21 protein-coding genes are annotated in these 23,790 nt (G+C 70.7%); 5 read left to right on the top strand and 16 right to left on the bottom strand.

Annotation, left to right across the window (positions count from 1 at the left end; translation table 11 throughout):
* Positions 1–12: 12 nt before the first annotated feature.
* From AB0M92_RS16390 to AB0M92_RS16340, 11 genes are all read right to left on the bottom strand, one after another.
* Complete coding sequence (locus AB0M92_RS16390; RefSeq protein ID WP_366102818.1) at positions 13–297, bottom strand: dsRBD fold-containing protein; 285 nt, start codon at positions 295–297, stop codon at positions 13–15.
* A gap of 18 nt (positions 298–315) precedes the next feature.
* Positions 316–2,994 carry a cation-transporting P-type ATPase gene (locus AB0M92_RS16385; protein WP_366102817.1) on the bottom strand — a complete coding sequence of 893 codons (2,679 nt, stop codon included), beginning with the start codon at positions 2,992–2,994 and terminating at the stop codon, positions 316–318.
* On the bottom strand, positions 2,987–3,514 hold the full coding sequence (locus AB0M92_RS16380; RefSeq protein WP_366102816.1) for a hypothetical protein: 528 nt from the start codon (positions 3,512–3,514) through the stop codon (positions 2,987–2,989). The genes AB0M92_RS16385 and AB0M92_RS16380 overlap by 8 nt, the downstream gene beginning before the upstream one ends.
* A 111-nt stretch (positions 3,515–3,625) precedes the next feature.
* A complete protein-coding gene (locus AB0M92_RS16375; protein WP_366102815.1) occupies positions 3,626–4,123 on the bottom strand; it encodes a flavodoxin domain-containing protein in 498 nt (165 codons plus the stop codon).
* A 43-nt stretch (positions 4,124–4,166) separates the two neighbouring features.
* Positions 4,167–6,608, bottom strand: coding sequence for a phosphoenolpyruvate synthase (gene ppsA / locus AB0M92_RS16370; protein ID WP_366102814.1), 2,442 nt, complete (start codon positions 6,606–6,608; stop codon positions 4,167–4,169).
* 397 nt (positions 6,609–7,005) lie between these two features.
* Positions 7,006–7,371, bottom strand: coding sequence for a DUF1801 domain-containing protein (locus AB0M92_RS16365; RefSeq protein ID WP_366102813.1), 366 nt, complete (start codon positions 7,369–7,371; stop codon positions 7,006–7,008).
* 32 nt (positions 7,372–7,403) lie between these two features.
* A complete protein-coding gene (locus tag AB0M92_RS16360; protein ID WP_366102812.1) occupies positions 7,404–7,853 on the bottom strand; it encodes a universal stress protein in 450 nt (149 codons plus the stop codon).
* Positions 7,854–7,938: 85 nt separating this feature from the next.
* On the bottom strand, positions 7,939–10,338 hold the full coding sequence (locus AB0M92_RS16355; protein ID WP_366102811.1) for a glycoside hydrolase family 65 protein: 2,400 nt from the start codon (positions 10,336–10,338) through the stop codon (positions 7,939–7,941).
* Positions 10,335–11,093, bottom strand: coding sequence for an HAD-IA family hydrolase (locus AB0M92_RS16350; RefSeq protein WP_366102810.1), 759 nt, complete (start codon positions 11,091–11,093; stop codon positions 10,335–10,337). Before AB0M92_RS16350 ends, AB0M92_RS16355 begins: the two co-directional genes overlap by 4 nt.
* A complete protein-coding gene (locus AB0M92_RS16345; protein WP_366102809.1) occupies positions 11,090–11,776 on the bottom strand; it encodes a pyridoxamine 5'-phosphate oxidase family protein in 687 nt (228 codons plus the stop codon). The genes AB0M92_RS16350 and AB0M92_RS16345 overlap by 4 nt, the downstream gene beginning before the upstream one ends.
* Positions 11,777–11,781: 5 nt before the next feature.
* Positions 11,782–12,858, bottom strand: a complete 1,077-nt coding sequence (locus AB0M92_RS16340) for a zinc-dependent alcohol dehydrogenase family protein (RefSeq protein ID WP_366102807.1) — start codon at positions 12,856–12,858, stop codon at positions 11,782–11,784.
* A 176-nt stretch (positions 12,859–13,034) separates the two neighbouring features.
* Here AB0M92_RS16340 and AB0M92_RS16335 point away from each other — a divergent pair, with 176 nt between their 5' ends.
* The 3 genes from AB0M92_RS16335 to AB0M92_RS16325 all read left to right on the top strand — a co-directional run bounded on the left by AB0M92_RS16335 (position 13,035) and on the right by AB0M92_RS16325 (position 15,688).
* Complete coding sequence (locus AB0M92_RS16335) at positions 13,035–14,462, top strand: MBL fold metallo-hydrolase (protein WP_366102806.1); 1,428 nt, start codon at positions 13,035–13,037, stop codon at positions 14,460–14,462.
* Between the two features lie 94 nt (positions 14,463–14,556).
* On the top strand, positions 14,557–15,024 hold the full coding sequence (locus AB0M92_RS16330; RefSeq protein WP_366102805.1) for a cyclic nucleotide-binding domain-containing protein: 468 nt from the start codon (positions 14,557–14,559) through the stop codon (positions 15,022–15,024).
* 10 nt (positions 15,025–15,034) lie between these two features.
* Positions 15,035–15,688: a CBS domain-containing protein gene (locus AB0M92_RS16325; protein WP_366102804.1), complete on the top strand. Its 654-nt coding sequence runs from the start codon at positions 15,035–15,037 to the stop codon at positions 15,686–15,688.
* 82 nt (positions 15,689–15,770) lie between these two features.
* On the opposite strand, the gene AB0M92_RS16320 is transcribed toward AB0M92_RS16325, so the two are convergent.
* Positions 15,771–17,378, bottom strand: coding sequence for a DUF6119 family protein (locus tag AB0M92_RS16320; RefSeq protein ID WP_366102803.1), 1,608 nt, complete (start codon positions 17,376–17,378; stop codon positions 15,771–15,773).
* Positions 17,379–17,842: 464 nt separating this feature from the next.
* Positions 17,843–19,033 (bottom strand): acyl-CoA dehydrogenase family protein, encoded by a 1,191-nt coding sequence (locus AB0M92_RS16315; RefSeq protein ID WP_366102969.1) that lies wholly within the window; start codon positions 19,031–19,033, stop codon positions 17,843–17,845.
* Positions 19,034–19,214: 181 nt separating this feature from the next.
* On the opposite strand from AB0M92_RS16315, the gene AB0M92_RS16310 reads away from it, so the two are divergent.
* Entirely contained in the window at positions 19,215–20,021 is an 807-nt protein-coding gene (locus tag AB0M92_RS16310) for a hypothetical protein (RefSeq protein ID WP_366102802.1), read from the top strand.
* 89 nt (positions 20,022–20,110) lie between these two features.
* On the opposite strand, the gene AB0M92_RS16305 is transcribed toward AB0M92_RS16310, so the two are convergent.
* Both AB0M92_RS16305 and AB0M92_RS16300 read right to left on the bottom strand, forming a co-directional pair.
* Positions 20,111–20,947, bottom strand: coding sequence for a class II fructose-bisphosphate aldolase (locus AB0M92_RS16305; RefSeq protein WP_366102801.1), 837 nt, complete (start codon positions 20,945–20,947; stop codon positions 20,111–20,113).
* The gene (locus AB0M92_RS16300) at positions 20,944–21,846 is read right to left on the bottom strand and encodes an SIS domain-containing protein (RefSeq protein WP_366102800.1); all 903 of its coding nucleotides are present in this window, start codon (positions 21,844–21,846) and stop codon (positions 20,944–20,946) included. Before AB0M92_RS16300 ends, AB0M92_RS16305 begins: the two co-directional genes overlap by 4 nt.
* Positions 21,847–21,996: 150 nt before the next feature.
* Between AB0M92_RS16300 and AB0M92_RS16295 the strand changes: the two genes are divergently transcribed.
* On the top strand, positions 21,997–22,776 hold the full coding sequence (locus AB0M92_RS16295) for a DeoR/GlpR family DNA-binding transcription regulator (protein ID WP_366102968.1): 780 nt from the start codon (positions 21,997–21,999) through the stop codon (positions 22,774–22,776).
* Between the two features lie 50 nt (positions 22,777–22,826).
* Here AB0M92_RS16295 and AB0M92_RS16290 read toward each other — a convergent pair whose 3' ends face one another.
* Positions 22,827–23,741, bottom strand: coding sequence for a LysR substrate-binding domain-containing protein (locus AB0M92_RS16290; protein WP_366102799.1), 915 nt, complete (start codon positions 23,739–23,741; stop codon positions 22,827–22,829).
* Positions 23,742–23,790 lie beyond the last annotated feature (49 nt).

Raw genomic sequence — 23,790 nt, 5'->3', positions numbered from 1 at the left:
AGACCCGCCCGCTCACCCAAGGTCGTACGCCGCGAGGGGGGCGTGCTGCGATGCGGCACCCGCTGCCGCCATGTCGCCGTAAGCGGTGCGCTTGAGCTGTGCGGCCAGGTTCTCCAGTGCCCGGGCGGCCGCGAGTTCGTCGCCGATCTCGGGGACGTCCTTGTCGGTCGGGTTGCAGCGCGCGGTGCCGTGGCCCGTGAGACGGGTGGTGCCGGTGTCGAGTTCGACGCGGACCTTGGTCGTGTGCTCTTCCTCGAAGAGGTAGACGCGGGCCTTCCATTCGCTCGTGTGCGACATGGTGTGCCTCCAGTCGGGTCAGGAGTATCGGTGGTGTCGGCGTCGTGCCCAGCGCCGGACCTCGTCGCTTCCCCAGACCAGCGGTGGGAAGAAGGAGATGAGGAGGACTACGTCCAGCGGGAGGGCCGCAGTACCGAAGAGGTTCTGGAGTGGCGGCGCGTACACGAGCGCCGCGGTGAAGACGAGCTCGAAGGCGATGCCGGCGAGCAGCAGCGGGTTGGTGAAGAACCCGATGTCGCGCAGGGCCGCGTGATCGGTTCTGGCGGCGATGGCCGTGCCGACCTGGCAGGTGACGATTCCCGCGAAGGTGGCGGTGGTCGCGGTGAGGTAGGCGTGGTGCAGGGCGCTTCCGGGTCCGGTGGGGTCGCCCGGGTGCCAGCCCGCGCGCCACAAGACGTAGAAGAAGGCGGTCATGACGAGGACGGCGGAGACGGTGCCGAGCCAGCCCCAGCTGCGCACGAGCATGTCCTTGTTGATCACGCTCTGAGAGCCGGGCCGGGGCGGTCGGGACATGATCCCCGGCTCGGCGCGCTCGCGGCCGAGGGCAAGGGCCGGGAGGGTCTCGGTTCCGAGGTCGATGGCGAGGATCTGCAAGACGGTGAGCGGTAGCGGTACGGCCCCTGCGGAGAGGGCGAACACGAGGAAGGGCACGACCTCGGGGGTGAGGTGGGCGAAGATGTAGACGATGAACTTGCGGACGTTGTCGTAGACGCGGCGGCCGGACTCGATGGCCGTGACGATGGTGGCGAAGTTGTCGTCGGTCAGGACCATGGTCGACGCCTCGCGGGCGACGTCGGTGCCGGAGAGCCCCATGGCCACACCGATGTGGGCACGGTGCAGGGCCGGGGCGTCGTTCACCCCGTCGCCGGTCATGGCCACGATCTGGCCGTGCGCCCGGAGGGCATCGGCCACCTTCAGCTTGGTCTCGGGCGAGGAGCGAGCGAAGACGATCTCCGTACCGTCCTGGCGGAGGAGCTGGTCGAGCTCACGGTCGTCGATGTCTTCGGACTGGGCGACCACCTGGAGCTTCGGTGTACCGATGCCGACGGCGCGTGCCACGGCCGCGGCGGTGGCCCCGTTGTCGCCGGTGACGACGTGGACGGTGAGACCCGCCTCGTGGCAGCGCCGGACCGCTGCGGCGACCTCAGGGCGCGGCGGGTCGTACAGGCCGACGAGGCCGAGCAGGTGCACGTCCCGCTCGGCATCCTGCCGCCGCGTGAGCGCTGCCTCGCTGCCGGTCAACAGCTCGCGCACCGCGACGGCCAGCACACGCATGCCGTCCGCTGCCAGAGCGTCGGCGGCCTGCTGGGCCTCGCCGGCCGGCTCACCCTCGGCCAGCAGCGCCAGGACGGCTTCGGGTGCACCCTTGACGATCACGTGGAGGGTGCCGTGTTCTCCGCCATGGATCACGGACATGCGGCGCAGGCGCGGGTCGAAGCGGAAGCAGACCCGACGACGGGCGTCCCGGTCGGCCGGATCGAGGGGCGCGGCGTGTCGTGAGGCTCCCTCGACCAGCGCGATCTCGGTCGGGTCCCCGTGCAGCGCACCGTCTCGCTCGCGGGTGACGGTGGTGCACAGGGCGGCGGCACGGACCAGTTCGGCAGTCTCCGTACCGCTTGCATCCTCGTTCGGCGGCACCCAGGTGGAGTGGAGGCGCATCTGGTTGCGGGTGAGAGTGCCGGTCTTGTCCGTGCAGATGACGTTGGTGGAGCCCAGGGTCTCGACGGCGCTCAGCCGCTTGACCACCGCGCCCTGCCGGGCGAGGACCCGTACGCCCACGGCGAGGGCGAGGGTGATGGTGGGCAGGAGGCCTTCGGGCACGTTGGCGACGAGTAGGCCGATGGCGAACATCAGCGAGTCGGTCAGCGGCAGGCCGACCGCCACCCCGGTCACGAGGAAGACGGCGCCCATGCCGACCGCAACCGCTGCTATCAGCCAGGCGACCTTCTTGACCTGCCGCTCCAGCGGGCTCGGCTCACGACGGGTGCGCTGGCTGAGGGCCGCTATCCGACCGAGCTCGGTGTGGTCCCCGGTGGCGAAGACGATCGCCTGCGCCTGGCCCTCGGTGGCGGTGGTGCCGCTGAAGACGAGGTTGGGCTCCTGCAGCAGCGAAAGGCCCTCCAGCCCCGGGCCGGCAACACGCTCGACCGGGGTGGACTCGCCCGTCAGCATGGAGAGGTCGGCCTCGATGCCTCCCTCGGTCAGACGGGCGTCGGCGGGTACCCGGTCGCCTTCGTCGAGGGCGATGAGGTCGCCGGGAACCAGGTCACGGGCCGGGACCCGCTGTGCCTGTCCATCGCGAATCACCTGGGCCTGTGCGGGGAGGTAGCGGGCCAGCGTCTCGACGGCCTTCTCCGCCTGCCGTTCCTGGACGAGTGCGAATCCGGCGTTGACGAGGATGACCGCGACGATCGCCCAGCCGAGCACCGCGATGGCCGCGGTGAAGGCGAGGGCCGCCGCAGCCCACAGCAGCAGGGCCAGCGGGTGTACGAGTTGCCGCAGCAGTTCCCTCAGGATGCTGGAGCGGGTGGTGGGGCGGACCTCGTTCGGGCCGTAGACGGCCAGTCGGCGTGCCGCCTCCCGGCTCGACAGGCCCAGAGGGCCGGTGTGCAGCTCGCGACGGAGTAGCGGAAGAGGCTCCAGGGGGTCCGGTTTGGTGTCCGGCGTGAGGTCCGGGCCGGCGGTGGTCTCAGTCATCGCCGGCTCCCTGTTCGGGCCGCAGACGCCCTGACCAGAGGGGCTCGACGCCCGCCCACTCGGACTCCCAGGACCGTGCGCTGCGCGCGTCGACGATACGGAGACGCACGGCGACGAGGCAGCCACCCACGAGCACGATCCCGGACAGTGCTCCCGCTCCGATCCCCAGCGCGTGGAGAACGATGTCGGCCTGGCTGGGCGGCGCCGTGGCCACACGGCCGTTTGCGTCGACCCACACGCGGACCGTGTCACCGTTCCGGGTGCCTGCCGGAACCGGGACGGTTTCCGTGTGCAGGCGCTGCGAGGGGTAGCGCCAGCTGGCGGTCGCTACGGGGACCGGCCGACTGCTTGGCTGGTCCCCAGTTCGGTAGGTCGTCTCGCTGACCGTGGTGGCCGTCACGGTGTGCCGGTGGCGTGCGATGTTCTCGGCGGTGCGGTCACCGTCCGTCCAGGCCGCCCGGCCGAGGACGAAGCCGACGACGACCGCCAGCAGGCAGGTCAGCGCGAAGGCGGCACGCATACGCGTCCGGGTGCGGTCGGCATCCCGCCGAAGAGGGTTGTCCCCCGTCTCCCCCGTCCGGTAGCGCATGGCTCGCCTCCGTCCTGGTGCGTGCCGAGCCGGGCCGTTCCGTCAGGCGGCGAGCTCGGCGCTGATGTGGTGGGCCCAGTTCTGGATCCGTTCGGGGTTGCGGAAGTCCCCACCCTTGCCCTGCCGGGTCAGTGCCTTGGCGAGGAATCCCGGCGTGTGGGCCGTGACGCTGCCGCCGAAGGTCATGTGCTCGCGCGCTCCGACCAGCTGCATCTCCCGGGCGACGGCGGAGACCGGGGGGATGTCGTGTTCCTCGGCGGAGCGGTCGAGCGGGCCGCTGCTGAACATCCATACCGGGCGGTGCCGGAGGGATTCGGCGTTGCGTTCTGCGCAGTGCTTGGCCTTGCTGCTCCAGTGGCCGGCGTAGAGGGAGCCGCCGAGGACGACGGCGTCGTAGGCGCGGACGTCGTGGACATCATCGGCGGGCAGCACCACTGCGTCGAGACCGTCCTCTCGGAGGGTCTTGCCGATCTGTTCGGCGATGCCTGCGGTGGCTCCGTGCTTGGTGCCGTAGGCGACCAGGACTCGCTTGGTGCTCATGGCGGGTGCTCCTTGGTTCCGTGGTCCGGGGCTGATGCCACTCTCACGCGGCCGAGGGCCGGTCCGCTTGGGCCGGACGGATCCCGACAGGGGCCGTTCGGTCCTCTCCGTAGCGGCTCTCCTCGGCGGCGGCGACGTGCTGCTTGACCGCGGCGAAGCTGTCCGGGGCGACGGAGATCGAGTCGATACCGGCCCGGACGAGGAAGGCGGCGTACGCCGGGTCGTCGCTGGGTCGCTGGCCGCACAGGCCCACCGGACGTCCCAGGGTCTGGACCCGCGGGAGGAGGATCCGGATGAGATCGGTGACGGCCGGGTCGTTCTCGTCGAAGACATGGGCCAGGGCCTCCGAGTCACGGTCGACTCCGAGGGTGAGCTGGGTGAGGTCGTTACTGCCGATGGAGAAGCCGTCGAAGCGCTCGGCGAAGTCCTGGGCGAGGAGGATGTTGGCTGGGATCTCGGCCATCACGTAGACCTTGAGGCCGTTCTCGCCGCGCCGCAGTCCCTCGGCCGCCATCACCTCAAGGACCTTGTCGGCCTCCAGCAGGGTGCGGCAGAAGGGGATCATGACGATGACGTTGGTCAGGCCCATCTCTTCGCGCACCCGGCGCAGGGCCTGGCATTCGAGGGCGAAGCCTTCCCGGTAGCCGTCGCTGTAGTAGCGGCTGGCACCCCGCCATCCGATCATCGGGTTGGCCTCCACCGGTTCGAACGGCCGGCCGCCCAGGAGCTTGGCGTACTCGTTGGTCTTGAAGTCGCTGGTGCGGACGATGACGGGGGCGGGCCAGCGGGAGGCTGCGATCCGGCCGATGCCGTACGCGAGGCGGTCGGTGAAGTACCGGCCGCGGTCGAGGTAGCCCTCGGTGAGCTGGTCGATGGCACAGCGGTCGGCGGCATCCAAGCGTTCCGGATGCAGGAGGGCCATGGGGTGGACCTTGACCTGGTGCGCGACGATGAACTCCAGGCGGGCCAGACCGACCCCGTCAGCGGGCAGCCGCCACCAGCGGAAGGCAGCGGACGGATCGGCGAGGTTGAGCATCACCCGGGTACGGGTGGCGGGCAGGGCCGACAGGTCCGTTTCGGTCTCCTCGTACGGGAGGCGGCCCGAGTACACCTTGCCCCGGTTGCCTTCGGTGCAGGAGACGGTGACAGCGGCACCGTCAAGCAGCGCCTCCGTGGCGTTCCCGGTGCCGACGACCGCCGGTACGCCGAGTTCACGGCTGACGATCGCGGCGTGGGAGGTGCGTCCGCCGTGGTCGGTGACGATGGCCGCGGCACGCTTCATGACCGGTTCCCAGTCCGGGTCGGTGATCGAGGTGACCAGCACGGCTCCGGCCGGGAAGCGGTCCAGATCCACGGGCGTGTCCATACGGCAGACGGCACCCGCTCCGATGGCTTCGCCCACCGCGATGCCTTCGACGAGGGCGTCGCCCGGGGCGGTGGTCAGGCGGCAGCGCCGCAGCGTCGTGGCGAGCCGGCGGGACTGCACGGTCTCGGGCCGGGCCTGCACGATCGCGAGGTCGCCGGTGATGCCGTCCTTCGCCCACTCCAGGTCCATCGGGCAGCCGTAGTGGTCCTCGACGGCGACGGCCCACTCGGCGAGCTGCCGCACCTCCGCGTCGGTCAGAACCCGGCGTGCCTGTTCCTCGGGGGTGGTGTCGACGGTATCGGTCAGTCCGCGCTCCGCGTAGACGGCCTTGCGACGCTTGGCGCCGATCCGCACGTCGATGACGGGGTTCAGGGCCGGGTCCTTGAGGCCGGGCTTGAAGACGGTGTACTCGTCGGGGTCGGTCTGCCCGCTGACCACGGTCTCGCCCAGGCCCCAGGCCGCGCTCACCACGACGACGTTCGGGAAGCCGCTCTCCGGGTCGAGGGTGAAGATCACGCCTGCCCCGGCGAGGTCGGAGCGGACCATCACCTGGACGCCGACGGACAGGGCGACCTGGAGGTGGTCGAAGCCCATTCGCTCCCGGTAGTCGATCGCACGGTCGGTGTAGAGGGAGGCGAAGCAGCGGTGCGCCGCGTCCAGCAGCTGTACGGCGCCGCTCACGTTCAGGTAGGTCTCCTGCTGGCCGGCGAAGCTGGCCTCCGGGAGGTCCTCGGCGGTGGCGCTGCTGCGTACGGCGACCTCCGGGCCGGATCGTCCGAACTCCCGGCCGAGGTCCTCGTACGCGGTGAGGATCTCGGTGGTGAGGGGTGCGGGCAGCAGCTCGCCCATGATCATGGACCGGATGCCCGCTCCGACGTCTTCGAGCGCGACACCGTCGTGGAGCCGGTCGAGCTGCTCCTGGATGCGGGTACGCAGACCGTGTCCGTCGAGCAGCTCTTCGTAGGCGTCGGCGGTCGTGGCGAAGCCGGATGGCACACGCAGGCCGGCGGCGGTCAGCCGTCCGGTCAGCTCTCCGAGGGAAGCGTTCTTTCCGCCGACCCTGCCGATGTCGCCTCGGCCGAGCTCGGTGAACGGTACGACGCGTCGCATGTGTCCCATGACGTCCTCCGGGGCTGCGTATCGGCCAGGATCAGTACGGCAGGGGGCGGCCGGACGGCGTGCGCAGATCCAGCGGGGCAGGCTTGCGGGGCTGCTTGGGCCGGGTCTGGATCCGAATGCGCTGCATCGTGGTCACCCTCTTCGGAAGGTGGCGCCGGGATGGCGTCCGGGTTCCACGATCACGCCGTAGGCCGGAAAGACCGCAGTGCCGAGGGGGCCATTCACACGGGGCCGAGCGGCCCGCTTCCGAGCGGGGCAACTCGGCTCAGGGTCCGGTACCGGGCGGCGGCCCAGCCCGCGGCAGGACTGTGTCCGTCCTGCTCAGGACCATGAGTGGGAACCACCGTCAACCGCGCGCCGGGGACGCCGATGACCTCGGCGAGGAGAGGTGGAGGTGTCAGCAGGCATTCCCGGGGCGGGCAGCCGTTGCTTTGAGGAGGTCCCGCAGCAGGTCGAAGTCGATGTTCGCCGGCCTGCGGAACCGCAGACAGCCCTTGCCCATGTCGTGCTCGGCCAGCCGTTCCTCGAACGCTTCGCGAACGTCACCGCGCATGAGATAGAAGGAGATGTACTGCTTCTGGCTGGCAAACGCGATCTCGCAGGCGCCGTCGCGCTCGTACGCAGGCATCCCGTACGCCATGACTTCGTCGAAGTCGGCCAGCTCTTCACGGCACAGCTGCCGCACCTTGGTCAGTGCGCCTCTGCGCTCCTCGGGAACCTCGGTCAGGTAGTCGTCGACGTCGCTTGCCTTGCTCTGCACCATCCCGTGAGGTTATGTGCCGGCCCGAGGTGGGGCTATTCGACGGGGGTGTCCGCCCGGACGATGGTGATCGGGCACGGAGCATGGAGGGCCGCCTGCTGGCTCACCGAACCGAGCAAGGCTCGGCTGAAGCCACCTCGACCACGGCTGCCCACGACCAACATGGCTGCACCCTCTGCCGCATCCACCAGGACGTCGACCGGATTGCCGCGTACCAGGCGCTGGTGCACGGAGGAGGCGCCGTCCTCACCGAGCACCGCGCGGACCTCCTCGACCAGGCGCCGCTCGGCCTCCTCCTCGTCGAACGTGGTGTCCACCGCTGGAGCCGACCACGATGCGGCACCGGGCAGATCCCATGCCGCGACCACCTCCACTCGCCCGCTCACCAGCCCTGCGTACCGGACCGCCCAGCGCAGCGCGGCCTGGGACGAGGGCGATCCGTCGACGCCCACCACGATCCGCGGAGCCTCATGCTGCCTGTCCATTCCGTTCACCCTTCCCAACGGCTGATACATCCACAGTGTGCGCATCACGATCGCCCCGCCACGCGAGCACGGGGTGGCTACCGGGTCATCCCTTGGGTAGCCGGAACCACCGCTCTTGGCCTGCGGCGATGCGTTCGTACCGGTCGCCGGGCAGGACGAGGGGCACCGGGCCCAGGAGTGACGCGGGGACGTTGATGCCGAGCCGGCCAGGCCGGAACCGGATACGGATGTCCCGGTGCCCCAGGTAAGAGATCGAGAACGAGGAACTGGGCACTTCGGAGAGGGGTACCGGGTCGATGTGCAAGCCGTCGCCGTGGGGCTCGAGTCCGACGATGCCGCGCTCGACGAGGTCGAGGGTGCCGCCCATGGCGCCGAGGTGGATCCCTTCGCCGGTGGTGCCGCCTTGCACGTCGGTGATGTCGCTGAGCAGGGCTTCCTGGCAGTAGCGCCAAGCGTCAGGGCCCTGTTCCCGGGCGAGGACCCACCCGTGGACGAGGCTGCTGAGCGTGGAGCCGTGGCAGGTCCGCCGCAGGTAGTGGTCCACCGTTCTGCGCCAGATGCCGTCGTCGAGGCGATGCCCGAGCTGAAGGAACGTTTGTTCGAGTTCTGCGGGGCGGAAGAGGTAGCCGAGCATGAGGGTGTCGGCCTGCTTGGAGGCCTGGTAGCGGTTGGGGGTGTCGCCTTCGGCTTCCAGGATGCGGTCCAGGCGGCGGACATCCTGGTAGCGGGCACGGTAGCCGTCCCAGTCGAGTTCGGCCAGGTCCCCGTAGCCGTGGAACTGGCTGATCACGCCGCGATGGAACGGCACGTACAGGCGGCGGGACACGTCCTCCCAGACTGTGAGGTCGTCGGGGCCGATGCCGAGCTGCGTAAGGAGCTCCGCGCGCCGGGTCGCCGGGAGTTCCCCGTAGAGGTCGAGGGCGCGGGAGAGTACCCACGCGGCGGTGACGTTTGTGTAGGCGTTGTCGTCGATGCCGGGAGCGACGGCGTCCGGGTAGGCATCGTGATACTCGTCGGGTCCGACGACGCCGCGGATCCGGTAGCGGCCGAGGCCGGTGTCCCACGTCGCCGCGTCGGCCCAGAAGTGGGCCACATGCATAAGGAGTTCGGCGCCCGAGCCGTGCATGAACCCGACGTCCCCGGTGGCCTGACCGTACCGCCACACGTTCCAGGCCACGGCCGACCCGACATGGTGCTGGAGGTGGGAGTGGTCCGGCAGCCAGCGGCCGGAGCGCGGATTGAGGTGCAGCCGCTGCGTCTCCTCGCTGCCGGAACTACCGCTCTGCCAGGGAAACATGGCTCCCTTCGCTCCCGCCCTGCGCGCGGCGTCCCGGGCCGCGGGGAGCCGTCGGTGCCGGTACATCAGCAGGGCGCGAGCGGTCTCGGGGAGGTGGAGGGCGAGGTAGGGCAGGACGAACAGCTCGTCCCAGAAGACGTGGCCCCGGTAGGCCTCGCCGTGAAGGCCGCGGGCAGGGACGCCGGCATCGAGCTCGGCGGTGTGCGGCGAGAGGGTCTGCAGCACGTGGAAGGCGTGCAGCCGCAGAACCTTGCCCGTCTCTCCAGGCACCTTCAACTCTCCTTCGTTCCAAAGGCGTTGCCAGGACGTCCGGTGGGAGTTCAGCAAGGAAGGGAAGTCCGGGGCGTGTGTGGCGCAGTCGATGCTCCGCCGCAGCGGATCGGCCGGGGGACGGTCGAGCGAGGTGCACAGGGCGGCTGTCTTCACAACGACGACCGGGGCCGTCCGCTTGATCGGCAGAACGAACGTCTGCGTGGCGGTGGTGGCTGCGCCTGCCCCGCCCACCGGTGCCAGAGGACGTGCCGATGTCCGCACCGCGAGCCCGATCCGTACCCCGGAGCTGGTTGTGGTGCAGGAGAGCCAGGCGGTGCCCCCCGCCTCCGCCCCGGCCCGGTGCTCGACGAGATGCCGCCCTGCCAGGGCGCGGTAACGGTCGACTCCCGCGTTCGTGACGTCGCCGTCGAGTACGGACTCGATATCGATCCGGCCGCTCCAGCCGTACGCTCTGAACACCGTTCTCTGAGCGGCCAGGTTCGGATCGCCCATGTGGACGAGGCGGGTGTGGGTGACGCTCAGGCGACGGCCCTCGGCGTCGTGGAAAAGCATGCGACGGGAGAGCGTTCCGGCACGCAGGTCCAGCGACACGTTGCTGTGGCGCAGGGACGGGTGGTCGGGCGTGAGCCAGTCGCCTGGCGGTGCGCCCTCGGGCAGGCAGCGGTACCGCAGGGCGGTCCAGTCCGGCAGTCGGACCATGTCCTCGTTGGAGACCGTGCGTCCGTCAACGGTGGAGTCCAGCCGGTTGTAGCAGCCTGCGAGGTACGTACCCGGGTAGTGGACGTCGTCGGCGACGCATTCGGGCGCTGAACCACGCGTGGCGAAGCGACCGTTGCCCAGGGTGCACAGGGACTCGACGAGCCGCTCGGCCTTGGGGTCGTAGCGCTGGTACTCCCAGAGCCAGGCCGTACTCACGGGCGGTCTCCTTCGAGTACGGCGGGCAGCCCGACGAGGTCGGGTAGGACGAGCTGGGCGCCGCGTGCGCGCAAGGCGTCCCTCATGTGCGGGTCGGCTTCGCGGTTAAGTCCCACCACCAGGCGGAAACGGCCTAGTCGTCCCGCTTCGACGCCGGCCAGTGCGTCCTCCACCACGGCAGTGCGGGCGGGGGCCGCGCCGAGACGGCCGGCAGCTTCGAGGAAGAGGGCAGGGTCGGGCTTGCCCGGAAGATCAAGTGCGGCGGCGTCCTGGCCGTCCACGAGTGCGTCGAAGTAGCCGATGAGCTGTGCGCACTCCAGGAGGGAACGAGCGTGCCGCGAAGCCGAAACGGCCGCACATCGCACCTCCATCTCCCGTAGTCGCCGGAGCGCGGGCCGCACGTCGTCGAATGTACGGACGCCGTCGGTCCGCAGCATCGCGGAGAAGACTGCCTCCTTGCGGGCGGCGACCGCGTGGACGGTGGCGCACCCGGGTGGATCTTCAGGCGTTCCGGGTGGGAGGTCGATGCGGCGGGCGGCGAGGAAGGCTCGTACGCCGTCGAGACGGGACCTGCCGTCTACCAGGTCCCGGTACTCGCGGACGGCGTCGAACGGGCGCGGTCGTGCACCGGCCTGCGATGGCTGCCACTCGGGGAGGCAGCCGTCGAAGGTCTCCTTCCAGGCGGCCGCGTGGCGGTCCGCCGTGGCGAGGAGCACTCCGTCCGTGTCGAAAACGACCGCGCGGAGGTCGTTCATGAGTCGTGCACCACGCGACGGCCGGTGATACGGGTGGGGGTGAGCTTCATCCAGTGGCTGCGCGGACCACCGGCCCAGGGTTGGGAGCGAGCAGTGGTGTTGAGGTGGTGAATCTCGTCCGGGTCTGTGACCGCTGCCAGTTCGCCCACGGCCAGCACGCTCCAACCAGTGGCGGTCACGTCGTCGATGTTGTCGATCTCGAAGGCGACCTCGGTTCCGGCAGCTCTGGCGGTGACGGCTTCCACGGAGGTCCGGAAGGCGATGTCGCGGCCTGCGATCAGGTAGTTGACGGGGAGGACGGCAGGGCCCTCGGGCGTGAAGATCGCGATGCGGCCGACGCCGTGGGTGTTCAGCAGTCGTCGGCATTCGGTCTCGTCCAGCGGTACGAGCGTACTGTCGCGCCGGGCGGCGGCCCGCCCTGCGACGCGGTGGGCGCTGGCGCCGGTCAGGTCGTCGACGCTGAGGCCGAGGGCGTCGGCCACCCGCACGAGAGTACCGATGGCGGGGCTGGAGGCGCGCTCTTCCAGGTAGGCGATGTACCTCCCGTCGGCACCGCACCGCCGCCCAAGTTCGTCGCGGCTCAGGCCGAGTGCTTCACGGCGGGCCGCCAGGCGGCGGCCCAGGTCGGTGTGTCCGGCCGGCTCGCCGGACTGCTGCGGGCGGGTACTCGATGTGCTCTTCACGGCACTCACTGCTCCTGGGGCGGTACGGCGACCGTGTCGTGCTGCGGTCCGCCGAGCACGACCTTGAGGGCGCCGGTTTCGCCGGCGCGCGAGAAGACGTCGTACGCCTCTTCCATCTGGTCCAGCTCGAAGCGGTGGGTGACCATCGCGGCCCCCGGCAGGCGGCCGGCGGCCATCATGCGCAGCAGCATGGGCGTGGAGTGGGTGTCGACGAGACCGGTGGTGATGGTGACGTCCTTGATCCACAGGTCCTCGAGGTGGAGGACGGCGGGTTTGCCGTGTACGCCGATGTTGGCGACCCGTCCGCCGGGGCGGACCATGCGGGTGCACATCTCGAACGACTCGGGCACGCCGACGGCCTCGATGACCACGTCCGCGCCGAGTCCGTCCGTGAGGTCCTCGACCAGGCGCTCGGGCTCTTCGTCCGCGCTCGCGGTGGCATCGGCGCCGAGGTCGCGCGCGGCAGCGAGCCGGGAGGCGGCGAGGTCGACGGCGATGATCCGCCCGGGACTGTAGAGCTGGGCGGTGGCGATGGCGGCCAGTCCGATGGGTCCGGCACCGACCACGGCAACCGTGTCGCCAGGGCGCACGCCGCCGTTGAGCACGCCGACCTCGTACGACGTCGGGAAGATGTCGGCGAGCAGTACGGCGTCGTGGCTGGCCAGGGCGCTGGGCAGCGGGTGGACGGAAAGGTCGGCGAAGGGGACGCGTACGTATTCGGCCTGGGTGCCGTCGATCGTGTGGCCCAGGACCCAGCCGCCGCCTCCGCGGCACTGGCCGTAGTGCCCTTCACGGCAGAATCGGCAGCGGCCGCAGGCGGAGATGCAGGAGATCAGGACGCGGTCACCGGGGCGGACGGTGCGCACGTCGCCGCCGGTCTCGACGACTGTGCCGACGGCCTCGTGGCCGAGGATGCGGCCGGGGGTCACTTCGGGGACGTCGCCCTTGATGATGTGCAGGTCGGTGCCGCAGATGGTGACGGCGTCGACCCGGACTATCGCGTCGGCGGCGTCCTTGATGGAGGGGTCCGGAACGTCCTGCCAGGAGGTCTGCCCGGGTCCGTGGAAGACGAGTGCCTTCATGGCGCGGCCTTCTCTCTGTGCGCTGCGCGGGAGGGGTCACCGTCAGCCTGCGCCTGTGTCCCTCTGTCCCGCTTGGGCCGGTCGGCCCCTACCCGGGGCCGGTAGGTCCCCAGCGGACGGGGCGTTCCGGTGCGACGGTGGAGACCGGCATCCGTTCCGAAAGGAGGGCTGCTGCCATGTCCCAGTCAGCCCCGTTCCCGTCTCCTGCTTCCGCCCGCCCGGCCCTGCTGAGGTTCCTCGGCGGAGTGCGGACGGTCACCGGCAGCAAGTTCCTGGTCGAGAGCGACCACGCCCGGATCCTCGTCGACTGCGGACTCTTCCAGGGTGTCGCTGACCTGCGCCGCCGCAACTGGGACAAGCTGCCCTGCGACGCCTCGGACATCCACGCCGTCGTCGTCACCCACGCCCACCTGGACCATTGCGGCTACCTGCCGCGCCTGGTCCGGCACGGCTTCCGCGGCCCCATCCTGACCAGCGCCCACACCGCCCGGCTCGCCGAGATCGTGCTCCGCGACAGCGCCCGCCTCCAGATGGAAGCCGCCGAGCACGCCAACCAGCACGGCTGGTCCACGCACCGCCCCGCCAAGCCGCTCTACGACGACGATGACGTCGACCAGACGATCAAGTACTTCGACCCGGTGACCGTGGGCAGCGAGATCGAGATCATGGCCGGCACGAAGCTGATGCTGCACCACGGAGGGCACATCCTCGGCTCCGCCTGGGCGCACCTGACGCTGGAGGACGGCCACTCCCTCGCTGTCAGCGGTGACCTCGGCCGCCCCGGCCACCCGCTCCTCCTACCGCCGGAGCCGTTCTCCGGCGCAGACGTCCTCCTGATGGAGTCCACGTACGGCAACCGCCGCCACGACCACGAAAGCGGCCGCCGGGAATTCGCCTCGGCGATCACGCGGACGCTGTCCCGTGGCGGGACCGTGGTCATTCCGGCCTTCGCGATCGACCGCACCGAGGTCGTCCTGCACGAGCTGGCCACCCTGCGCAGTGACGGCACCCTCCCCCGTCACGTACCCGTTTACGTCGACAGCCCCATGGCCCTGGCGGCATTGGACGTCTACCGCGACGCCGTCCGCTCCCACGCGTCCGAGCTGCGCCCGGAGATCCTGGCCGCCGGCGAGGCCGCGATCAGCCCGGAGCCCTTCCTGGCCGCCCGGACCGTCCAGGAATCGATCGACATCAACGACTCCACCGGCCCTGCGATCATCGTCTCCTCCGCCGGCATGGCCACCGGCGGCCGCGTCCTGCACCACCTCCACCGGCTCCTGCCCGACCCCCGCAACGCCGTCGTCATCGTCGGCTTCGCCGCCGCCGGCACCCGCTCCCGGGACCTGGTGGACGGCGCGCGAGTGCTGAAGATGTTCGGCGAGTACGTCCCCGTACGCGCCGAGGTCGCCGACGTCCCGCACTTCTCCGCGCACGCCGACGCCGACCAGATCATCAACTGGCTGCGCGCCGCCCCGGCCCCGCACACCACCTACCTCGTCCACGGCGAGGAGACCGCCTCCGAAACCCTGCGGGACCGCATCGACCACGAGCTGGAATGGACGGCCGTCGTACCCAAGTCCGGGGAGGCCGTCCTGGTCCGCTGAGGCGGGCCGGACGGTCCCCACGGTGTGCACCGCGCGGCCCTCCCGGCCAGGGTGCCCACCGAGCAGGGTGGATGCGAAGGGTTGGAGGCACTCCATGAGCACCATGCACAGCATCCTCGAACAGATGCCCCCCGAAGCCCGCGAGGCCCTGGCCCACTCCCACCAGGTCACGTTCCCGGCCGGCACCCGCATCTTCAAGGAACACCAGCGGGCCGAGAAGTTCTGGATCATCGAATGCGGCACCGTCGACCTCGACACCCACGTCCCCGGCCGCAAGAACGCCGTCATCGACACCCTCGGCTACGGCGAACTGCTCGGCTGGTCCTGGATGTTCCGCCCCTACACCTGGCACCTCGGCGCCACCGCCACTCACGAAGTGCGCGCCCTCGAGTTCGACGCCGCCGCCATACGAGAGCTGTGCAACGAGGACTCGGCCGTGGGCCGGTCCGTCTCCACCACCGTCGCGGCCGCCATCGCCGACCGGCTCGACTCCGCCCGCACCCGACTCCTCGACCTGTTCGCCCCTCACGGCAGCGGCACCCCGCTCGTCTACGCACGCTGAGGACCCCGCCATGACCTCCACCCCGTACACCGTCGCCGACGTCATGACCACCGAGGTCATCGCCGTCACCCCCTCGACCCGCTTCAAGGACATCGCCACCGCGATGGAACGGTGGAAGGTCACCGCCCTGCCCGTCATCGAGGGCGAGGGCCACGTCGTCGGCGTGGTCTCCGAGGCCGATCTCCTCCCCAAGGAGGAGTTCCACGAGCACCGCCCCGGCTTGATCGAGCAGATGCGCCGCCTGGGCGACACCGCCAAGGCCGGCTCCACCCGGGCCGAGAACATGATGACCACCCCGGCCGTCACTATCCGCCCCGACGCCACGCTCCCGCAGGCCGCCCGCCTCATGGCCGACCGGCACATCAAGCGCCTCCCGGTCGTCGACGCCGACGGCACCCTCCAAGGCATCGTCAGCCGCGCCGACCTCCTCAAGGTCTTCCTCCGCACCGACGAGGAACTCGCCACCGAGATCCGCCGCACCGTCGTCGACCGCCTCTTCCCCCTCTCCCACGAGGCAGTCAAGGTCACCGTGGCCCAAGGGATCGCCACCCTGACCGGCGAGGTCCGCGACGGCAACCTGATCCCCCTGGCAGAACGCCTCACCCGCTCTGTCGAGGGCATCGTCGACGTCCACTGCCGACTGGATGCACCGGCCGAGGCGTGAAGTCCAACCGCCGAGCCATGCCGTGACGATGCCACGCAGAGCACGTACCTACGAGGAGCGCAGCGACGAGCAAGCCCTGCGGTCAGCGCCGGATGGCGATGACCTCGACGTCCGCGTTCATGGCGCGCAGCCTCCGCACCGCTTGTAGCAGCGAGACTTGAGCGAAGGCGAAGAGAGAGTCGACGGCGATATCCTCGCCGTCCTTCAGCAGGATGCCGAAGACCACGCGGAGCGTACCGAAGTCTTGGATGAGGCGGTGGTTTGGGCTGTGGGCGGCTACCTGCTTGAGGAACTTGGCTCGCACCTCCGCATCACTCCGCAAGGTCTCCACGGCGACAACCCCTTGGGCGAAGAGGTGGTTGAGGGGGGCGGTACTCGAGGTGGCCTTCTTGACGCAGATCAGCTGACTGTCAGGGCCCAAGACGTCGCAGATCTCCAACCCCCCGCCCTTGAATTTGCTGGTGCGGACATTCTTCTTGTCGAAGAGGAGGTATCCGTCCTGCTCGGCTGCCCGGTGGTTGAACCAGTCTTCATCGTGGGAGTCTTGACCGTCTGAGTTGAGCGGTCCCCTCGTCCAGCTGGGCAGCGTGACGGTCCGCGGGGCCTCGAAGAGGCTGGTGAGCTCCTCTTCGAGGGTTTCGATGAAGCCAGCTCCCACCTCAAACCATTTTCCGTTGCCGTAGAACAGCCGGTCGGGGTTGGCCTGTATGTCAGCGATCAGCCACTCCTTGCCATTGGTGGCGACGCCGGCAGGGGTTTGGCAGTCGTCGTCGCTGAACATGGTCACCCGGACGTCGGCGAGCGCCTTCAGTCGCTCGCCGTGCGGCTTGTCCTTCACGAAGGCCAGCAGCTGGCTCAATTCGAGCTCGTTGGTTTCGATCACTCGGGCTCCGCGTCGGATGCGGAACGCCTGGGCCGAGCTGTGGCTTTCCTGACAGGCGTCGGGAACTCCGGTGGTCAGGCGGGGACTGCCCGGGTCTGCGAGGAGGCCCTCGAGGATCTTCTGGGCTTCGACAGCCTTGCGGCTGCCATTGTTGAGGGTATGGACCCTGCTGACGAATCGCAGCTGGGGTAGGGGATCGGGTCTTGCGCAGACGTCTTCGATCGTCCGTAGGTCGCTGAGGAACTCTTCCAGGCTGGTGGCCAGAGGGAGTTTTATGGTGGCCTGGGAGCATTCGACCCGTACTCGACGTATCCGGCCCGATTCCAATGACGTCAGCGCCAGCCCGCTTACGGTTCCGCATATGCGGCGGACAACAGCACCAAAGCGGTCCAGTCCGAAATCGTCGATGCGTTCGCCGCGCGAGACCGAGTACTCGTCGACCCTGCCCCGGCCGTCCATGATCTGATTGCGGACCTTGATGACTCCAGCGTCGTCGAGGCAGCGGGTTGCGAATTCCAGCCCGAACTCGTCATCGCGGTAATAGGGATCCAGCATGTGGTGCCCTACTCCGTAACTCAGCGCATAGACCCCACGGGCCGTACGCATGATGACCAGGCCGGCTGCAGCATGATTCCTTTCGTTGACGTTCAGGCCGGTGATGGACTCGACGGTGTCGCACCAATCAGCGCGCTCGCGAGGGACTCCTCCCGTCATCAGCAGTCCCTCGATGCCTTCACGCGTGAAGTTCCGGACCTCATAGTCAGCGCCGTCAAGGTACCTGTCACGCACGAACTCGCTCAGCTCCACGGCATGCCCTTCGGCCCTCAACCGGTGGAGCGTGGACTTACGGGTGGCGGGTCGGGTTTTGCGGGTATTGCCCAAGGCAGCCTCCACGCACGTACAACGCAGGACCTACCAAGAAAGCAGACAGGAGGCGTCCCCGCCACTGAACTGACCACCCGAGTTTCGCGCGGATGCCAGCCGAGAAAGGTGCCAGCAGGAGCGGGGAGTCCTTCCAACGCTGCTGCCCCCAGATCCGGCAAAGACCTGCCCGACGTCAGACAACAGCGGCACGCACCCTCTCCCCGGCTGGCGACCGTTGCCGCGCGCCCGGGCGGCGTACGCACGCCGTAACGCGCCGACGCACGGACCGCCGAAGCATCGTGGGTTCAGGCTGGCGAACGGGCATCTGAGTTCAGCGCGCGTTCGCACGCACGTCCGGTGACAACAACGGCTGTTATGTGTCAACTATCGTTGTGAGTCACACTCCTTCAGCGGCGGACGCGGGGCATGCCCAGGCCGATCCAGGAGATGATCTCGCGCTGGATCTCATTGTTGCCTCCGCCGAAGGTGAAGATGACGGCGCTGCGGTAGCCGCGTTCGAGTTCGCCGTGCAGGACCGCGCCCGCCGAGCCGTCCTTGAGGGAGCCGGCCGCGCCGACGATCTCCATCAGCCAGGCGTACGCGTCGCGGCGGGCCTCGGAGCCGTAGACCTTGACGGCGGAGGCGTCCTGCGGGGTGAGGGTGGCGTCCTGGACCGCGTTGACCATCTGCCAGTTGAGCAGCTTCATCGCGTCGAGGCGGGCGTGGGTGCGGGCCAGGCGGCCGCGGACCCAGGTGAGGTCGATGACCCGGCGGCCGTCGGCCAGCTTGGTCTCCGCGGCCCAGCGCTGGACGTCGTGCAGGGCCCGGATGGCCATGGTGCCGTGGGCGGCGAGGGTGACGCGCTCGTGGTTGAGCTGGTTGGTGATCAGGCGCCAGCCCTTGTTCTCCCGGCCGACGCGGCGGGTCGCCGGGACGCGGATGTTCTCGTAGTAGCTGGCGGTGGTGTCGTGCGAGGCGAGGGTGTTGATGAGGGTGCAGGAGTAGCCGGGGTCGGCGGTCGGTACGAGGAGCATGGTGATGCCCTTGTGCGCCGGGGCGTCCGGGTCGGTGCGGACGGCGAGCCAGACCCAGTCGGCGGTGTCCCCGTTCGTGGTCCAGATCTTCTGGCCGTCGACCAGGTACGTGCCGCTCTCCTCGTCGCCCTCGCGGACTGCCTTGCACTTGAGGGCGGCGAGGTCGGTGCCGGCGTCCGGCTCGCTGTACCCGATGGCGAAGTCGATCTCGCCCGAGAGGATGCGCGGGAGGAAGTACGCCTTCTGCTCGTCCGTGCCGAACTGCATGATGGTCGGCCCGACCGTGTTGAGCGCCATCAGCGGCAGCGGTACGACGGCCTGCGCGGCCTCGTCGAAGAAGATGAACTGGTCCATGGGCGACATCCCGCGGCCGCCGTACTCCTTGGGCCAGCCGACCCCGAGCCAGCCGTCCGAGCCCAGCTTGCGGATGGTCTCCCGGTAGAAGCGCTTCTGGGCGGCGGGGTCCTCGTAGCGGGCGTAGCCGTCCTCCGGCACCAGCTCGGCGAAGTAGGCGCGCAGCTCGGTGCGCAACTGCTGCTGCTCAGGCGTGTATTCGAGGTGCACGGCCCCTCCGGGTGTCTCGCGGTCCAGCCGGTCGCTGTGGTGGCGGCGCACAGAGTAGAACGTGTTCCAAGAAGGGGGAAGGACTCGCGGGCCGCCGATTGCGCCGACCGGCGGCGGGATGGTGCTTCGTGACCCACAATGAGCTTTCGGCTCAGGAGAGTTCGGGGATCCGGGGGGATGCGTGGACGAGAAGGCCTGGGAGCGGGAACGGGCCGGGCGGGACCCGATGCCGGAGCGCCGGGACCGGTCGCCGGGGCGCCGGGAGCAGCCGCCCGCCGCCCCTGACCGCACGCCCGGGGACCTGGTGCCCACCGGGCGGGACGAGGTCCCCGGGGGCGTGACCCAGATCCACGAGCCGGGCTCGCTGCCCGTCGACCCCGAGACCCCCGACCGCCTGCGGGCCTGGGAGCTGCTGCCGGACGACGTACGCGCCAGGACCCTGGAGAAGGCGGGCCGGTCCCTGGTGTGGTGGGCCCGGGTCTACGCCGACGGAGCACCGTTCGCGGTGGTGTTCGGAGACCGGGGCCTGTGCCGGGTCGAGCCGGTGTACCGGGGCGGCAGGGCCGAGGGGCAGCGGGGCGAGCGGGTCCGGGTGGAGCCCGGGTCGCTGCTGACCCGTTCCTTCGACGCCCGGCCGCCGCGGGCGGGCGTCGGCTCGCCCGTGGCCCCCGGCCGGCCCGGCGCACCCGTGGAGCGGCTGGTCCTGGACCCGCCGGAGGCACAGGGGGTGCTCGGCCACTTCCCCCTCGGCGTACAGGACTTCCTCCAGCGCCCCTTCCTGGCCGGCCGGCGGACCGTCACGGCCGAGTGGTACTACGAGGAGACGGTCGAGCGCGCGCACACGGACCTGTTCGTCCTCCTGTGCCTGTCCACCGACCGCCACGTCACCGCGATCGAGGCCCGCCGCACCCTGGAGCGCGGCGCGACGCCGGACCGGGCCCGCTGGCACGCCCTCACGTGCCACCAGGCCCGGCTCGTGGCCCGCTGACCCACCCGCGCCCCGCCCGCAGGTCCGGCGCCGTCGGTCCGGCGCCGTCGGTCCGGCGCCGTCGGTCCGGCGCCGTCAGCCGAGCACCGTCAGCCGAGCGCCGTGATCATCGCCGCGGCCGTCGCCGCCATCGCCGCGCGGGCCGCCGTCAGGTAGGGCCGGGGGTCGGCCGGGGTCAGATGGGTACGGATCGCCTCCGTCATGGCCAGGTTCAGCGCCGTGCCGATGTTGACCTTCCTGATGCCCCCCGCCACCGCCGCCGCGAGCTCCGCGTCCGGCAGCCCCGAGGAGCCGTGCAGCACGAGCGGCACGTCCACGGTCTTGGCCAGCCTCGCCAGCAGCGCGTGGTCCAGCTCGGCGGTGCGGCTGGTCATGGCGTGGCTGCTGCCGACCGCCACGGCCAGGGCGTCGACCCCCGAGTCGGCCACGAACCGCCGGGCCTCGTCCGGATCCGTACGCGCCCCCGGCGCGTGCGGGTCCAGCGGCGCGGCGCCGTTCTTCCCGCCCACCTCGCCGAGCTCCGCCTCGATCCACAGCCCGTTGGCGTGCGCCCAGTCGGCCGCGGAGCGGGTGGCCTCCAGGTTCTCGGCATACGGGAGCTGCGCGGCGTCGTACATCACCGAGCCGAACCCGGCGTCCGCCGCCTGCCGGAGCAGGTCGGGGCTCTTGACGTGGTCCAGGTGCAGGCCAACCGGGACCCCTGCGGCCTGCGCGCACGCGGCGGCGGCGCGCGAGATCGGCAGCAGCTGCCCGCCGCGGAACTTCACGGCGTTCTCGCTGAGTTGGAGGATGACGGGCAGGCCCACCCGCTCCGCCCCGGCGACGACGGCCTCGGCGTGTTCCAGCGTGATGATGTTGAACGCGGCGACGGCGCGGCCCGCCGCGGCCGCGTCCAGGACCAGCGTCCCTGCGGAGACCAGGCTCATCGGACCGCCTCCTCGCCGGCGGTCAGGATCACCGAACGGGTCAGGTTCCGCGGCTGGTCCGGATCGAGGTCCTGGCGGGCCGCCACCGCGATCGCCAGCCGGTGGATGCGTACGAGCTCGGCGAGCGGGTCCAGCCGCCCGGCCACCCACTGGCCCCCCGTGGCCCGCACCTGCTCCGCGAGCCCCGCGGGCGCCTCGCCCAGCGACCACGTGAGGGTGCCGGGCCCGGTGACGCTGATCGGACCGTGCCGGTACTCCATCGCCGGATACGACTCGGACCAGGACAGGGAGGCCTCGCGCATCTTCAGCGCGGCCTCGTGCGCCAGGCCCACGCTCCACCCCCGGCCGAGGAAGGTGAACTGGCCCCGGCTGGATGCCTGTTCGGGCAGCGGCTCGGCGAGTGCGGTCCGGGCGTCGGCGACGACGGAGGGGCTGTGCAGGCCGAAGTGGGCGCGCAGCAGGGTCAGGGCGGTGGTCGCGAAGCGCGTCTGCACGACGGACTGCTCGTCGGCGAAGTCGAGTACGACGAGCTCGTCGGCGAGGGTCATCACCGGGGTCGCCGGGTCCCCGATGACGGCCGTCGTGCGCACCCCCGTGTCCCGCAGCCCGGACAGCAGGTCGAGCACCTCGGTGGTGGTGCCGGAGCGGGTGAGCGCGACGACCCGGTCGTAGCGGCGGTGCAGGGGGAATTCGGAGGCGGGGAAGGCGTCGGTCTCGCCCTGGCCCATCTCCTCGCGCAGGGTGGCGGCCGCCTGGGCCATGTAGTAAGAGGTCCCGCACCCGACGATCGCGGTACGCTCCCCCGGCCGCGGCAGCAACGCCTTGTGGGCCGGGGCCAGTTCGGCGGCCCGCTCCCAGCACTCGGGCTGCGTGCCCAACTCGTACGCGACGTGGCTCATGCCGGCTCCCTGACGTGGTGGGTGCAGTTTCCTGCAAGGTAGCGGCCCATTTCACGCAACTTCAAGCACCCAGGGGGGTTGTTCTCCTGGGTTAATGTCGACGCCTAGGCCGTTGGAGCACACCCGAGGGGGTCGATCGCCGTGGGGTCCATGACCCGCAAGGAGCGCTGGCAGACACTGCTGGACCTGCTGGTGGAGCGGGGCGAGCTGGAGGTCGAGCCGGCGGCGGAGGCCCTCGGCGTGTCCGCCGCGACCATCCGCCGCGACCTCGACCAGCTGGCCGAGCAGCAGCTGCTGGTCCGCACGCGCGGCGGAGCGGTGGTGCACGGCGTCAGTTACGAACTCCCCCTGCGCTACCGCACTTCGCGGCGCGCCGCCGAGAAGCACCGCATCAGCGAGGCGGTGGCGCAGCTGATCGCCCCGGGCGAGGTGATCGGCCTGACGGGCGGTACGACGACCACGGAGGTGGCCCGGGCGCTGGCCGGCCGCCCGGACCTGGCGGCGGGCTCGCCGGCGCTTACGGTGGTCACCAACGCCCTCAACATCGCGGGCGAGCTCGTCATCAGACCGCAGTTCAAGATCGTCCTGACGGGCGGGGTGGCCCGTCCCCAGTCGTACGAGCTGACGGGCCCGCTGGCGCAGCAGGTGCTGGGCCAGCTGACGATGGACACGGCGGTGGTCGGCGTGGACGCCTTCGACCCGGCGGACGGCGCGGCGACCCGCCACGAGGACGAGGCGGCGATGAACCGCCTGCTGTGCGAACGGGCCCGCCGGGTGGTGATCGCGGCGGACTCCAGCAAACTCGCGGTCCGCGCCTTCGCCCGCATCTGCCCGACCCGGTCGGTGGACGTCCTGGTCACGGACACGGCCCTGCCGGACCGGGTCGCGGCCGAGTTCGAGGCGGCGGGGGTCGAAGTACGGAGGGTCTGACGGCCGGCCGGGCCGCACCGGCCCCGCCGCACCGGCCCCGGCCCGGCACCTCAGTGCGTCGGCAGGCGTCCCGCCTCCCGCGACAGGGCCTCCAGGATCGGGGCGATCAGGGGGTGGGACTCCGCCCCGCGACGGGTGGCCGCGAAGACCCTCCGAGTGGGGGTCGAGCCCGATACCGGGCGCACCTGGACCTCCTTGAGGTCCATGCCGCGCAGCGCCGAGCGCGGGACGAGGGCCACCCCCGCCCCGGCGCCCACGAGGGCCGTCACCGCGCGGAAATCGTCCGAGGAGTGCACGAACCTGGGCTGGAAGCCCGCCAGTTCGCAGGCGAGCAGGGTCACGTCGTGGCAGGGGTTCCCCGGGTACTGCCCCACCCAGTCCGCGTCGGAGAGGTCCGCGAGCGGGACTTCGGGCAGATCGGCCAGCGCGTGTCCCGAGGGGAGCACCGCGTCGAAGGGCTCCGCGTACAGCGGGAGCACCGACAGCCGGCCGTCGTCGGCGCCCGGGGCGCCGCGGTACTCGACGGCCAGCGCGAGGTCGGCCTCGCCGTCGAGCAGCAGCGGCAGGCTCTGGTCGCCCTCGGCGTCCCGTACGCGCAGGCGGATGCCCGGGTGTTCGCGGGCCAGCCGGGCGATCGCGGGGGCGAGGACCTCGGCGATGCCGGTCGCGAAGGCGGCCACCGTCACCTCGCCGGCCGTGCCTCCCGCGTAGGCCGCGAGTTCGGCCTCGGCGCGCTCCAGCTGGGCGAGGACCTCATGCGTGTGGACGAGCAGGATCTCGCCGGCCGCCGTCAGCCGTACGCCGCGGCCGCTGCGGGTCAGCAGCGCGTGCCCCGTCTCCTGTTCCAGCGCCGCGAGCTGCTGGGAGACGGCGGAGGGGGTGAGGTACAGGGCTGCGGCCGCGGCGGTCACCGTACGGTGGTCCGCCACGGCCCGCAGGATGCGCAGCCGGCGGGGGTCGATCACCCCACCATTCTCGCAGGTGGAGCGAGCCGCCCCGGCCGCCCGGGCCTGC

The sequence above is a fragment of the Streptomyces sp. NPDC051582 genome (assembly GCF_040681715.1).
GTDB lineage: Bacteria > Actinomycetota > Actinomycetes > Streptomycetales > Streptomycetaceae > Streptomyces.
The sequence above is the reverse complement of the archived record's forward strand: the minus strand, read 5'-3'. Positions and strand labels throughout refer to the sequence as shown.

What these genes read in the sequence shown, in the direction of transcription:
- AB0M92_RS16390 (WP_366102818.1), bottom strand. Translation starts at nt 297, where the DNA reads ATGTCGCACACGAGCGAATGGAAGGCCCGCGTCTACCTCTTCGAGGAA.
- AB0M92_RS16350 (WP_366102810.1), bottom strand. Translation starts at nt 11,093, where the DNA reads ATGAACGACCTCCGCGCGGTCGTTTTCGACACGGACGGAGTGCTCCTC.
- AB0M92_RS16340 (WP_366102807.1), bottom strand. Translation starts at nt 12,858, where the DNA reads ATGAAGGCACTCGTCTTCCACGGACCCGGGCAGACCTCCTGGCAGGAC.
- AB0M92_RS16330 (WP_366102805.1), top strand. Translation starts at nt 14,557, where the DNA reads ATGAGCACCATGCACAGCATCCTCGAACAGATGCCCCCCGAAGCCCGC.
- AB0M92_RS16335 (WP_366102806.1), top strand. Translation starts at nt 13,035, where the DNA reads ATGTCCCAGTCAGCCCCGTTCCCGTCTCCTGCTTCCGCCCGCCCGGCC.
- AB0M92_RS16325 (WP_366102804.1), top strand. Translation starts at nt 15,035, where the DNA reads ATGACCTCCACCCCGTACACCGTCGCCGACGTCATGACCACCGAGGTC.
- AB0M92_RS16380 (WP_366102816.1), bottom strand. Translation starts at nt 3,514, where the DNA reads ATGCGTGCCGCCTTCGCGCTGACCTGCCTGCTGGCGGTCGTCGTCGGC.
- ppsA (WP_366102814.1), bottom strand. Translation starts at nt 6,608, where the DNA reads ATGGGACACATGCGACGCGTCGTACCGTTCACCGAGCTCGGCCGAGGC.
- AB0M92_RS16375 (WP_366102815.1), bottom strand. Translation starts at nt 4,123, where the DNA reads ATGAGCACCAAGCGAGTCCTGGTCGCCTACGGCACCAAGCACGGAGCC.
- AB0M92_RS16365 (WP_366102813.1), bottom strand. Translation starts at nt 7,371, where the DNA reads ATGGTGCAGAGCAAGGCAAGCGACGTCGACGACTACCTGACCGAGGTT.
- AB0M92_RS16305 (WP_366102801.1), bottom strand. Translation starts at nt 20,947, where the DNA reads ATGAGCCTGGTCTCCGCAGGGACGCTGGTCCTGGACGCGGCCGCGGCG.
- AB0M92_RS16300 (WP_366102800.1), bottom strand. Translation starts at nt 21,846, where the DNA reads ATGAGCCACGTCGCGTACGAGTTGGGCACGCAGCCCGAGTGCTGGGAG.
- AB0M92_RS16295 (WP_366102968.1), top strand. Translation starts at nt 21,997, where the DNA reads ATGACCCGCAAGGAGCGCTGGCAGACACTGCTGGACCTGCTGGTGGAG.
- AB0M92_RS16385 (WP_366102817.1), bottom strand. Translation starts at nt 2,994, where the DNA reads ATGACTGAGACCACCGCCGGCCCGGACCTCACGCCGGACACCAAACCG.
- AB0M92_RS16360 (WP_366102812.1), bottom strand. Translation starts at nt 7,853, where the DNA reads ATGGACAGGCAGCATGAGGCTCCGCGGATCGTGGTGGGCGTCGACGGA.